At 67.6% G+C, this 10,332-nt stretch carries 13 protein-coding genes, 1 tRNA gene and 1 pseudogene; 11 read left to right on the top strand and 4 right to left on the bottom strand.

From position 1 onward, the window contains the following. The 5 genes and pseudogenes from NBV68_RS13815 to NBV68_RS13795 all read left to right on the top strand — a co-directional run. Window positions 1–416 (top strand): annotated as a pseudogene (locus NBV68_RS13815) (erythrose-4-phosphate dehydrogenase); the annotation flags it as partial. A gap of 134 nt (window positions 417–550) precedes the next feature. Next, window positions 551–1,753, top strand: coding sequence for a phosphoglycerate kinase (locus NBV68_RS13810; RefSeq protein WP_296310708.1), 1,203 nt, complete (start codon window positions 551–553; stop codon window positions 1,751–1,753). Window positions 1,754–1,756: 3 nt separating this feature from the next. After that, window positions 1,757–2,185 carry a hypothetical protein gene (locus tag NBV68_RS13805; RefSeq protein ID WP_296310706.1) on the top strand — a complete coding sequence of 143 codons (429 nt, stop codon included), beginning with the start codon at window positions 1,757–1,759 and terminating at the stop codon, window positions 2,183–2,185. A gap of 2 nt (window positions 2,186–2,187) precedes the next feature. Continuing rightward, window positions 2,188–2,640, top strand: a complete 453-nt coding sequence (locus NBV68_RS13800) for a PaaI family thioesterase (protein ID WP_296310704.1) — start codon at window positions 2,188–2,190, stop codon at window positions 2,638–2,640. Window positions 2,641–2,775: 135 nt separating this feature from the next. Continuing rightward, window positions 2,776–3,666, top strand: a complete 891-nt coding sequence (locus NBV68_RS13795) for a fructose bisphosphate aldolase (protein WP_296310703.1) — start codon at window positions 2,776–2,778, stop codon at window positions 3,664–3,666. 3 nt (window positions 3,667–3,669) lie between these two features. Here the strand turns inward: NBV68_RS13795 and NBV68_RS13790 are convergent, their stop codons facing one another. After that, window positions 3,670–4,077: a hypothetical protein gene (locus NBV68_RS13790; RefSeq protein WP_296310701.1), complete on the bottom strand. Its 408-nt coding sequence runs from the start codon at window positions 4,075–4,077 to the stop codon at window positions 3,670–3,672. 91 nt (window positions 4,078–4,168) lie between these two features. Between NBV68_RS13790 and thiE the strand changes: the two genes are divergently transcribed. Further along, window positions 4,169–4,822 (top strand): thiamine phosphate synthase, encoded by a 654-nt coding sequence (thiE, locus tag NBV68_RS13785; protein WP_296310700.1) that lies wholly within the window; start codon window positions 4,169–4,171, stop codon window positions 4,820–4,822. Next, window positions 4,819–5,394 carry a YdcF family protein gene (locus NBV68_RS13780; protein WP_296310698.1) on the top strand — a complete coding sequence of 192 codons (576 nt, stop codon included), beginning with the start codon at window positions 4,819–4,821 and terminating at the stop codon, window positions 5,392–5,394. The genes thiE and NBV68_RS13780 overlap by 4 nt, the downstream gene beginning before the upstream one ends. Window positions 5,395–5,601: 207 nt before the next feature. Here the strand turns inward: NBV68_RS13780 and NBV68_RS13775 are convergent, their stop codons facing one another. The 3 genes from NBV68_RS13775 to NBV68_RS13765 all read right to left on the bottom strand — a co-directional run bounded on the left by NBV68_RS13775 (window position 5,602) and on the right by NBV68_RS13765 (window position 7,067). Then, window positions 5,602–5,820 carry a hypothetical protein gene (locus NBV68_RS13775; protein WP_296310696.1) on the bottom strand — a complete coding sequence of 73 codons (219 nt, stop codon included), beginning with the start codon at window positions 5,818–5,820 and terminating at the stop codon, window positions 5,602–5,604. Window positions 5,821–5,889: 69 nt separating this feature from the next. Further along, window positions 5,890–6,615 carry a haloacid dehalogenase type II gene (locus NBV68_RS13770; protein WP_296310695.1) on the bottom strand — a complete coding sequence of 242 codons (726 nt, stop codon included), beginning with the start codon at window positions 6,613–6,615 and terminating at the stop codon, window positions 5,890–5,892. 17 nt (window positions 6,616–6,632) lie between these two features. After that, window positions 6,633–7,067 (bottom strand): elongation factor P, encoded by a 435-nt coding sequence (locus NBV68_RS13765; RefSeq protein WP_296310693.1) that lies wholly within the window; start codon window positions 7,065–7,067, stop codon window positions 6,633–6,635. Between the two features lie 194 nt (window positions 7,068–7,261). On the opposite strand from NBV68_RS13765, the gene efp reads away from it, so the two are divergent. The 4 genes from efp to NBV68_RS13745 form a co-directional block, all read left to right on the top strand. Beyond that, the gene (gene efp / locus NBV68_RS13760; RefSeq protein WP_086607407.1) at window positions 7,262–7,825 is read left to right on the top strand and encodes an elongation factor P; all 564 of its coding nucleotides are present in this window, start codon (window positions 7,262–7,264) and stop codon (window positions 7,823–7,825) included. Window positions 7,826–7,833: 8 nt separating this feature from the next. Further along, window positions 7,834–8,652 carry an inositol monophosphatase family protein gene (locus NBV68_RS13755; protein WP_296310690.1) on the top strand — a complete coding sequence of 273 codons (819 nt, stop codon included), beginning with the start codon at window positions 7,834–7,836 and terminating at the stop codon, window positions 8,650–8,652. Between the two features lie 154 nt (window positions 8,653–8,806). Further along, window positions 8,807–8,891, top strand: a tRNA-Leu gene (locus tag NBV68_RS13750). A 65-nt stretch (window positions 8,892–8,956) separates the two neighbouring features. Continuing rightward, a partial coding sequence (locus NBV68_RS13745; RefSeq protein ID WP_296310689.1) for an SLC13 family permease occupies window positions 8,957–10,332 on the top strand: 1,376 nt, incomplete at its 3' end.

Here is a 10,332-nt window from a genome sequence, read left to right as displayed (position 1 = left end):
GCGCGCGCGCCGGGGCGACCAACATGATCCCCACCCCCCCCGGCGCTGCGCGCGCGGTCGGGCTGGTGCTGCCGGAACTCAAGGGCAAGCTCGACGGTTCGTCGGTGCGCGTGCCGACGCCCAATGTGTCGCTGATTGATCTGGTGTTCACGCCATCGCGCGATACCACGGTCGAAGAGATCAACGCTGCGCTGAAGGCGGCGGCCGAGGGGGCGATGAAGGGCGTGCTCGACTATACCGACCAGCCGCTGGTCTCGAGCGATTTCAACCACTACCCGGCCTCGTCCACCGTCGATTCGCTGGAAACCAGCGTGATGGAAGGCAAGCTCGCCCGCGTCGTCAGCTGGTACGACAACGAGTGGGGCTTCTCCAACCGCATGATCGATACCGCCGGGGTGATGGCGAAGTTCTTGTAACCGAACGCCCCTCCCGCGTGCGGGAGGGGAGCGAGACTTGCGAGCTTGCTCGCTAGTCGCAGCGGGGTGGGCCTGCGCCACGCTCGTGCCCACCCCGGCCCCTCCCGCAGGCGGGAGGGGGGAAGGAGCCAGCAATGCCCAAGTTCAAGACCCTCGACGATCTGCCCGCCGACCTCACCGGCGAAGTCGCGCTCGTGCGCGTCGATCTGAACCTGCCGATGAAGGACGGTTCGGCGACCGACGTGACCCGGGTCGAGGCGGTCAAGCCCACCATCCTCGAACTCGCCGGGCGCGGCGCCAAGGTGCTGCTGCTGGCGCATTTCGGTCGCCCCGGCGGCGCGCGCTCCTCCACGCTTTCGACCAGCATGGTGATCGGCGATGTCGAGAAGGTGATCGGCGAGGAGATCATGTTCATCCCCGAGATCGCCGGGCCGGTGGTGGCGCAGTCGATCGGGATCCTCGGGCCGGGCGACATCGGCCTGCTCGACAACACCCGCTTCTGGCCGGGCGAGGAGGCGAACGACCCGAACCTCGCCCAGGCTATCGCCGCCCACGGCACGCTCTACGTCAACGACGCCTTCAGCGCCGCGCACCGCGCTCATGCGACCACCGAGGGCCTCGCCCATCACCTTCCGGCCTATGCGGGCCGCTCGATGGAGGCCGAATTGCGGGCCCTCGACGCCGCGCTCGGCTCGCCCGAGCAGCCGGTTGCTGCCGTGGTCGGCGGGGCGAAGGTCTCGACCAAGCTTGCCGTGCTCGAACATCTGGTGGGCAAGGTCCAGCACCTGATCATCGGCGGCGGCATGGCCAACACCTTCCTCGCCGCGCGCGGCGTCAATGTCGGCAAGAGCCTGTGCGAGCACGACCTTGCCCCCACCGTCACTGCAATCATGGACGAGGCCGAGCGCACGGGATGCACCGTGCACCTGCCCTATGACGTGGTGGTCGCAAAGGAGTTCGCCGCCAACCCGGCCAGCTTGCGGGTCTGCAACGTCCACGAGGTCGCGGAGGACGAGATGATCCTCGACCTCGGCCCGCAGGCGGTCGAAGCGCTTGCCGACGTGCTCAAGACCTGCCGCACGCTGGTCTGGAACGGGCCGCTTGGCGCCTTCGAGACCGAGCCCTTCGATGCCGCCACGGTCGCACTCGCGCGCACGGCTGCGGCGCTGACGCTCGAGGGTTCGCTCATCAGCGTGGCGGGCGGCGGGGACACGGTCGCGGCGCTCGCCCATGCCGGGGCATCGCAGGACTTCACCTATATCTCGACCGCAGGCGGCGCCTTCCTCGAATGGATGGAAGGCCGCGTCCTGCCCGGCGTGGCAGCGCTCGAGGGCTGATCCGTGGCCGTCAGCGAAGCCGAGATCGAGGCGCTTGCGCTCGGCGCGATGCGCGCCTGGGTGGCGGGCGACGTGAAGGTGATGAAAAAGCTGACGACCCGCGACTTCATGATGCTGGTCGGCAGCACTCCGCCGCAATTGCTTGATCGGCCGAGCTTCCTTGCCGCGATGGAGCGCGGCTTCGCCTGCAACCGCTTCGCTTTTCGCGAGGTGATCGCGCGTAAGCACCGCGATGCGGCCTGGTTCGTGGCCGGGGCCGAACTCGATCTGATGCTCGGCGGGCGGGCGTGGACGGGCGCATTTCTCGTTTCGGCGCTGTTCCGCAAGAGCGCGTGGTCGAGCAAGCTTTTGCTCGCTGACCTCAGCCTTGCGCGGCAGGACCCGGACAAGGACCTCGCCGCTGCGGTCGGCAAGTTGCAATTGTGGAAATAGGCATGAGCGAAGCAGTCGAGACCAGTTACGGCGCCCTCAAGGTGATGGACAGCGGCGAATTTGCCGGATGGCGCTTCTGGGAGGGCGACCCCTTCGAGACCCGCTCGGGCCCGTTCTATTACCGGCGCGAGGAGGACGGTTCCTACACCAGCGCCTTCCGCGCCGAGGCCCGCCACATGAATGGCGGCGGCTTCATGCACGGCGGCTGCCTGCTGACCTTCGCCGACTTCGCGCTCTTCGCGATCGCCACCGACGCGCTGGCGGGCGATCATGCGGTGACGCTCAATCTGGCGGGGGATTTCCTCGGGTCGGTGCAATCGGGCGCGCTGGTCGAGGCGCGCGGGGAAGTCACCCGCGGGGGCGGCAAGACGATCTTCGTGCGCGGGCTGGTGACGGGCGACGGGAGCCCTGCGCTCAGTTTCACCGGCATCATCCGCCGCCTGTCGAAGCGGTAGAGCAGGCTCTCGCCCTTCGCGGTTGCAGCATAGCCGAGCCCTCGCTAAGGGGTGCTGCAAGGGGCTTTGCATACCTATGCACAAACCCTCGTGGGCCGCACGAAACCACCTCTCGCGACTTGGAGCAAGCCAGCCATGAACACCCAGGAAATGACGACCCGCATCGCCAACGGACAGGGGTTTATTGCCGCGCTCGACCAGTCGGGCGGATCGACCCCCAAGGCACTGCGCGGCTACGGGGTGGATGAGAGCGAGTGGTCGGGCGACGAGGAGATGTTCGCCCAGATCCACGCGATGCGCGCGCGGGTCATCACCAGCCCCTGCTTCTCCAGCGGCAAGGTTATCGGCGCGATCCTGTTCGAGAAGACCATGGATGGCGAAGTGGACGGCAAGCCCACGGCCGAGGCGCTGAAGGCGCGCGGGATCGTCCCCTTCATCAAGGTGGATGAGGGTCTCGCCGATGAGGCGGACGGGGTGCAGATGATGAAGCCGATGGTGAAGCTTGACGCGCTGCTCGCCAAGTCGGTGGCGCAGGGCATGTTCGGCACCAAGATGCGCTCGGTCATCAAGGCGGCCAATCCCGCCGGGATCGCCGCGGTGGTGGCCCAGCAGTTCGAGGTCGGCGCGCAGATCATCGCGGCCGGGCTGATGCCGATCATCGAGCCCGAATATGACATCACCGCCGAGGATCGCGCAGCGGGCGAGGCGCTGCTGCTCGCCGCAATTCTCAAGCACCTCGATGCCCTGCCCGAGGGTAGCCAGGTGATGCTCAAGCTCTCGATCCCGGCGACCCCCGGCCTCTATGATCCGCTGATCAAGCACCCCAAGGTGCTGCGCGTCGTCGCGCTTTCGGGCGGGTTCTCGACCGACGATGCCTGTGCGCGCCTGTCGCACAACCCCGGCATGATCGCGAGCTTCAGCCGCGGGCTGCTCCAGGACCTGCGCAAGGGCCAGTCGGACGAGGAATTCAACGCCACGCTCGGCAAGGCGATCGACCAGATCGCCAGCGCGAGCTGTTCGGGCTGAGCCTCAACGCGCCTCATAGGTGAAGCGGTAGGCCTCTTTGGGGGTCTGCGCGCCTTCGCCCGCCATGCGCCCCGGTTCGCCCGAGGTCAGCGCGAGGACGATGTCGTGCGTGCTCCACGGTTCGCCCAGGGTGAGGTCGGCGGTGTCGCGCCAGCCCGCGCCGTCGATGCGGGTGCGGACCACCAGCCGCCCGGCCCACGCGCAGCGCGCATTTATCGGGCAGCGGCTGTCCTCGACCACCTCCATCGGGGTGGCGACCACGGGGCCGACCTTGACCGCCTGCCCGAGCGCGACCGGCGTGCCCTGCGGCACGGCGATGCTCTCGGGGCGCGGCGCATCGGGGATCACCGCGCAGGCGGCGAGGCTGGCGAGCAGCAGGGCGGGGGCGAGAGGGCGCGTGAGCTTGATCATGCAGCCGACAAGGCCCGCTCGCGCCTGAGTGCGGGCTGAACGAATCGCCGACAAGTGACAGAACGCCCGCGACGCGCTAGCGAGCCCCGCCATGACCCAGACACAGCTCTATCTCATCTCCCCCCTCGACGTCGGCGGCGAGTTTCCCGCGCGGCTCGAACGCGCGCTCGCCGCAGGTGCGCGGCGGCATGGCGACCTAGTCACGGCCTTCCAGTTCCGGGTGAAGGGTGTCGACCAGCACGAGGCCGCGCGGCTCGCCGCCCCCCTGCAAGCGATCTGCGCCGCGCATGACGTGGCCTTCATCGTCAACGATTCGGTGGCGCTCGCCAAGCGCTTGAAGGCTGACGGAGTGCATCTCGGGCAGGACGATGGCTCGCCCAAGGATGCGCGCGCGGAACTGGGCCGCGAGGCGCAGATCGGCGTCACCTGCCATGCCAGCCGCCACATGGCGATGGAAGCGGGCGAGGCGGGGGCGGATTATGTCGCCTTCGGGGCCTTCTTCCCCTCCGCAACGAAGGACGTAGTTAAGGACAGGGGGGGCGACGCCGAGCGGCCCGAGCCCGAACTGCTCCAGTGGTGGAGCCAGCTGTTCGAAATCCCCTGCGTCGCGATCGGGGGTATCACGCCCGTGAACTGCAAGCCGCTGGTCGAGGCTGGCGCGGATTTCCTTGCCGTATCTCACGCCGTGTGGGGCGGGGACGAGGTCGCTGCGATCGAGGCTTTTGCCAAGGTCATGCGGGGGTGAAGCGCCGTTTGGCGTGGCTCGCGGGGGCAATTGTCCTTTGGCTTGGCGCGGTTGCGGCTTGGATCGCGGTCGGCCCCGCCGTCACCGGCACGGAGCGCGGGAAGACCGCCATCGTCCTCGGCGCGGCGGTGATCGGTGAGCGGCCCTCGCCGGTGTTTGCTGCAAGGCTCGACCATGCAGCGACACTCTACCGCGTTGGCAGGGCGGAGCGGGTTCTCGTCACCGGAGGGCGCTCGCCCGAGGACAAGGTGTCCGAGGCGGCGGCGGGCAGGGCTTATCTGCAAGCGCGCGGAGTTCCGGCGGCGGCGATCCTCCTCGAAGACCGCTCGCGCACCACCCGCCAGAACCTCACCAACGCGCGCAGGGTGCTGGGCCAGAGCGCCCGCCAGCCGGTGCTGATTGTCTCCGACCCGCTCCACATGCGCCGCGCCATGGCGATGGCCGCTTCCGAGGGTTTTGCCGGGCAGGCATCGTCCACGCCCACGACGCGTTACCGAAGCCTCGCCACGCAGGTCCCGTTCCTCGCGCGCGAGGTGTGGTTCATGCATGTCTTCTGGCTGGCGGGGATTTAGAGGTCTGCGCGGGACGACTGCGGCGTGTCTTTAGCCTGGCGCCGCGCAAGCCTACGGCGCAAACGGATCGAGATCGCGGCGGAGCGTTTCCAGCGCGGCTATGCGCGCCTCGATCACCTTGCCTCTGCAGATGTAGAAGTGCAGCACCGTGCCCTCGCGGCCGTGTCCGTCTATCCAATATCGGCAGGAGGCATCCCTGAATTTCAGCTAGGCGCGTTGCTCGGCGAGGAGGTCTTTGCGCTGCTCGGCATCAAACCGTGCCCACGCCGCGTTGAGTTCGCCATCCAGCCGCTTCAGATAGGCCTCGCCGCAGGCCTGCCAAGCGGCGTTGGTGATCGTCTCATCGATGCACTGACTGTATTCCTCCGCCGGTGTCGTGAATGCTGTAGCCAGCAAGAGCGCGAAAGCGGGGGGAATTGTCGGCATGGGCAAATTCTACCTGCAAACCGTGCCTTCGCAAAGGGCACCGCACAGTTTGGCCGAATCCGGCGGCGCTCAGCAGCCGAGCTGATCGGCCAGTTCGACAAAACTCGTCGCTGACCATTCCCACGCCTGTTCGTGATGCGCATCGGGCGCGGGGGCGCCGCCGTATTCGTCGGGGCGGTCGACATAGGCTGTGAGCAAGCCCGCAGCCCGCGCCCCCGCCAGATCGCCGTGATGCGCGGCGACGAGGCATAGTTCCCCCGGCGCGATGCCGAGCACCTCGGCGGTGTGCTGATAGGCCCTGGGATCGGGCTTGTAGGTGCCGCTCACCTCTGCGCCGAGGATCGCGTCCCACGGCAGGCCCGCGCGCCGGGCCATGTTGAGCAGCAGCGCGATATTGCCGTTCGAGAGGGTGACGATGGGAAAGCGCGCCTTCAATCGCGCCAGCCCCTCCACCGCGTCGGGCCAAGGATCGAGCCGGTGCCAGGCGCGGTTCCAGTCGGCGAGCAGCGCCGCGTCCAGCCCTGCCGGATCGACGCCCCGCGCGCGCAAGGCGGCCTCCAGCATCTCGCGGTGGAGCACATCCAATGGCACGAATGCGCGCCCCGATTTCCTCATCCCCACCATCGCCGCGATATATTGCCCGCGCCACCCATCGGCGAAGGCGGCTGCATCGGCGGGGTCCTCACCGATCGCCGCCAGAAATCCGGCGGATTCGCGCGTCACGCTGGTGCGCCAGTCGACCACTGTGCCGAACACGTCGAAGGCGAGCGCCTTTGGAAGGGACGGGGCGGTCATCGCAGGCGCGGTTCCGGTCAGTTCCCGTTCGACACGCGCGTGCAGATCAGCTTGGTCAGGCCGCCGCCGGGTGCGAGCTTCTGGAGCGTGTTCTCGCCCAGCACCTTGAAGCGCTGGTCCTTCTTGGGGCCGCGCGTGAAGACCACTTCGCGGCCGCGCAGCAGGTAGATGCCGCCGCCTGCGGCGCTCTCGTAGCTCGAGGCGGTGCCGATGCGGAAGGCTTCGGCGGGCACCGGCACGAAGGCGTCGCTCCCCGCGTCGCCCGGCAGTGCGCATTCCCAGTTGCCGTGGCGCAGGATGCCGAGCATGCCGCCGGCCGGCATCCCCACCGAAGCTTCGGGGCGCGAGGCGGCGCGGCCCGATGACTGGTCCTGACCGAGGCCGCGGCCCGGCAGAAGAGCGGCGGTGGCGGCGGCGCTGACCAGCAGCAGGAACACGTAACGGTTCTTCATGGGTGCGCCCTCTATCACCGGCTGCGGCCCCGCGCCATTTGATTAACCACCATTTGAACGGGGGTGGGAGCGGCTCGCCCCATGCTTGCCGAGCCGCCTAGGCTCGGCTATGGGCGCGCATCCTTTCGGGTGCGGCGCCGTGTCGGCCGCCCGCCTCCCATGCTCTTTCCATCTCGCATAAAGGCCCACAGCCCATGAAGATCAGCGGCGTCGATATCCGCCCCGGCAACATTCTGGAATATGAAAAAGGCATCTGGAAAGTTGCCAAGATCCAGCACACCCAGCCGGGCAAGGGCGGGGCCTATATGCAGGTCGAGATGAAGAACCTGCAGGATGGCCGCAAGACCAACGTGCGCTTCCGCAGCGCCGACACGGTCGAGCGCGTCCGGCTCGACACCAAGGAATTCCAGTTCCTCTATGCCGAGGGCGAGGATCTGGTGTTCATGGACAATGACACCTACGAACAGATCACGCTGCCCGGCGACCTGCTCGGCGATGCGCGCCCCTTCCTGCAGGACGGGATGCAGGTGAACCTCGAACTGTGGGACGAAAAGCCGATCTCGGTCGAACTGCCCGCGCAGATCGAAGCCACCATCGTCGAGGCCGACGCCGTGGTAAAGGGCCAGACCGCCTCGTCGAGCTACAAGCCCGCGATCCTCGACAACGGCGTGCGCATCATGGTGCCGCCGCATATCGGCAGCGGCACGCGCATCATCGTCGATGTGTACGAGCAGGCCTACGTCGGCAAAGCGGGTTAATCAGGCACATGGCAGCTATTTCCGGCCTCATCCGCGTCATGGAACGCGCCGCACGCAAGGCGGGCGGGCGTCTCAGGCGTGATTTCGGCGAAGTCGAGCATCTGCAGGTCTCCCGCAAGGGCCCGGCCGATTTCGTCAGCAAGGCCGACATGCGCTCCGAGCGCACGATTTATGACGAACTGCTCAGCGCCCGTCCGGGCTGGGGCTTCGTGATGGAAGAGGCCGGCGTGATCGAGGGGGACCCCGGCATGCCGCGCTGGATCGTCGATCCCTTGGACGGTACCAGCAACTTCCTCCACGGGATCCCGCACTTCGCTATTTCCATCGCTGCGCAGGAGCCGCGCGCGGACGGCAAGGGCTGGGGCGATGTGGTCGCGGGCGTGGTCTACCAGCCGATCACCGACCAGACCTTCTGGGCAGAAAAATCGCGCGGGGCCTGGCTCCAGGATGCGCGCCTCAGGGTCTCGGCCCGCTCGCGCCTCGCCGATGCGCTGGTGGCCACCGGCGTGCCCTTCTTCGGCCACGGCGACTTTGCCGAGTGGGGCCGCATCTTCGGCGCCATCGGCCCCGAGGTTGCGGGCATCCGCCGCTTTGGCGCCGCCAGCCTTGATCTCGCCTATGTGGCTCAGGGGCGCTTCGACGGGTTCTGGGAAAGTGGTCTATCCGACTGGGACACCGCCGCCGGCTGCCTGCTGGTGCGCGAGGCGGGCGGCTTCGTCAGCGATTTTCGTGGCCGTTCGGAGCCGATCCACTCCGAGCAGGTGCTCGCCGCAAACGATGCGCTGCACTCCAAGCTGCACAAGCTGCTGGCGGGCGCGCTGCGCTAGGGCACTTGCCGTGTTATTGGCGGGTCATGGGCGGGTGATAGGCGTGTAGTTATCATCAGGTTGCGCAGTGCTGCCGTGTTTCATGTGGAACATTGCCGCGACGCTTGAAGCCGGGCGGAACCCAAGCTAACAGCGCGATGCATCTGCTCCGGGGGCCCCTGTGGTGGAATTGGTAGACGCGACCGACTCAAAATCGGTTTTCGAAAGAAGTGCCAGTTCGAGTCTGGCCAGGGGCACCACTCGTCGCGATGCGCGACAAACCGCTTGCCGCGGCCGCAACAGCCACTAGCGTTACGATCAGGCCATGCTGCAAGCTCCTTCTCCCCACGCGATTGCGGCCATGGCGGTGACCATCGCCATGTTCATCGCCTTTGCCCGCGGACGATACCGCGAAGAGATCATCAGCCTCGTCACCATCGCGGTGATCGCGGTCGGGCTCTACTTCGCGCCGCTCCCCGATACCCGCCCGACCGACGGGCTGGCGCTGGCCTTCGGCGGCTTCGGCCATTCGGCGCTCATCACCATCTGCGCGCTGATGATCATGGGGCGGGGGCTGGTGGTGACCGGCGCGCTTGAACCCTTCGCGCGGGTGCTGGAGGGCGTGTTCCGGGTGAACCCGCAGACCGGGTTGCTGACCGCACTGATGGTCGCCTTCACCCTGTCGATGTTCGTCAACGACACGCCGGTGATGGTGCTGCTGATCCCGATCATCGTCGGCATTGCGGCCAAGGGCCTGATGCCCTCGTCCAAGATCCTGATGCCGGTCAACACCGCCGTGCTGCTTGGCGGGATGGCGACCACCATCGGCACTTCGACCAATATCCTTGTGGTCACGATCGCCGACGATCTCGGTATGCGGCCCATCGGCGTGTTCCAGTTCACGCCGATCGTGCTGATGGCCGGGCTCGTCGCGGTTCCCTACCTGTGGCTGGTGATGCCGCGTATGCTGCGCGACAACAGCACCGGGCCGGATCTGGCCGCGCGGATCTTCCACACCCGCCTGAGGGTCGGCGCGAGCAGCGTGCTGGCGGGCGGCGACCTGTCGAGCCTCGGTGCCAAGCTGCCGCAGGGCATCACCGTCCATTCTGCGCCCCCGGGGCCGCTCGCACCGGGGCAGGGGCTGCATATCTCGGGCTCCCACGCCGCGATCGAGGAGGCCGCGCGCGCGCTCAAGGGGGAACTCGCGCCGGGCTGGATCATCGATCGCATCCGTCGGGTCTCCAAATCAAGCGGCGAGGATATCGTCGCGGTCGAGATGACCGTCACTGCGGATTCGCGCCTCGTCGGCCGCACGCTCGCCGGATCGGCAATTGCCGACCTCTACCGAGTCGCGGTGCTCGGCATCCACCGCCCAGGGGTGGAACGGCGCGCCGAAGGGGAAGACGTGCCTGCTGCGGAAATCCGCGACGGCGACGTGCTGCTTGCCATTGGCCTTGCCGAAGATCTTGCCAACTTCGCCCGCAGTGACGCGCTGCTAAGGCTTGAAGGCGCACGCGAATTGCCGCGCCGCTCGAAGGCGGTGCTGGCGGGCGCGATCATGCTCGGTGCGATCTCCACCGCCTCGCTCGGACTGCCGTGGTTCGATGCGGATGGCTATGCGCCGATCAAGCTGCCGATCGCGATCTCGGCGCTGGCGGGCGCGATCCTGATGTTCGTGACCGGCTGCGTGATGTTCGACCG

The organism is Erythrobacter sp. (assembly GCF_023653175.1).
In the GTDB taxonomy this organism is placed as follows: Bacteria; Pseudomonadota; Alphaproteobacteria; order Sphingomonadales; family Sphingomonadaceae; genus Erythrobacter.
The sequence above is the reverse complement of the archived record's forward strand: the minus strand, read 5'-3'. Positions and strand labels throughout refer to the sequence as shown.

Excerpts from the sequence above, each read along its gene's own strand:
- NBV68_RS13800 (WP_296310704.1), top strand. The coding sequence starts at position 2,188 with ATGAGCGAAGCAGTCGAGACCAGTTACGGCGCCCTCAAGGTGATGGAC.
- NBV68_RS13810 (WP_296310708.1), top strand. The coding sequence starts at position 551 with ATGCCCAAGTTCAAGACCCTCGACGATCTGCCCGCCGACCTCACCGGC.
- NBV68_RS13765 (WP_296310693.1), bottom strand. The coding sequence starts at position 7,067 with ATGAAGAACCGTTACGTGTTCCTGCTGCTGGTCAGCGCCGCCGCCACC.
- NBV68_RS13795 (WP_296310703.1), top strand. The coding sequence starts at position 2,776 with ATGAACACCCAGGAAATGACGACCCGCATCGCCAACGGACAGGGGTTT.
- NBV68_RS13775 (WP_296310696.1), bottom strand. The coding sequence starts at position 5,820 with ATGCCGACAATTCCCCCCGCTTTCGCGCTCTTGCTGGCTACAGCATTC.
- thiE (WP_296310700.1), top strand. The coding sequence starts at position 4,169 with ATGACCCAGACACAGCTCTATCTCATCTCCCCCCTCGACGTCGGCGGC.
- NBV68_RS13755 (WP_296310690.1), top strand. The coding sequence starts at position 7,834 with ATGGCAGCTATTTCCGGCCTCATCCGCGTCATGGAACGCGCCGCACGC.
- NBV68_RS13770 (WP_296310695.1), bottom strand. The coding sequence starts at position 6,615 with ATGACCGCCCCGTCCCTTCCAAAGGCGCTCGCCTTCGACGTGTTCGGC.
- NBV68_RS13790 (WP_296310701.1), bottom strand. The coding sequence starts at position 4,077 with ATGATCAAGCTCACGCGCCCTCTCGCCCCCGCCCTGCTGCTCGCCAGC.
- efp (WP_086607407.1), top strand. The coding sequence starts at position 7,262 with ATGAAGATCAGCGGCGTCGATATCCGCCCCGGCAACATTCTGGAATAT.